The sequence below is a fragment of the Pseudokineococcus sp. 1T1Z-3 genome (assembly GCF_037482365.1).
GTDB lineage: Bacteria > Actinomycetota > Actinomycetes > Actinomycetales > Quadrisphaeraceae > Pseudokineococcus.
The window spans coordinates 1-254 of the sequence record NZ_JBBHZF010000013.1; the positions used below are offsets into that span (position 1 = coordinate 1).

The window sequence follows — 254 nt, forward strand, 5'->3', positions numbered from 1 at the left end:
AGAGTTACTACCGTAAGCAGGAACGAAAGCAGTCGACAAGGAGCACCCAATGACCGACGTCATCCGCGCCACACAGGACCGCGACCTCGTCGCCACCGCCACCGCCGTCCTCGGCTTCACCCCGAGCGAGTCGCTGGTCGTGATCTGCCTCAAGGGGGAGCGCCACCGCGTCGGCATGGTCATGCGGGCCGACCTCGCCAGCCTCACCGGCCCCGAGGCGGCCGCCACCATCAGCACTCACGTCCGCCGCCAGG

General features: G+C 68.5%; 1 protein-coding gene. It reads left to right on the forward strand.

Annotated elements, in window-relative coordinates:
* Positions 1-49 precede the first annotated feature (49 nt).
* A partial coding sequence (locus WDV86_RS04695) for a DUF4192 family protein (RefSeq protein ID WP_339566446.1) occupies positions 50-254 on the forward strand: 205 nt, incomplete at its 3' end.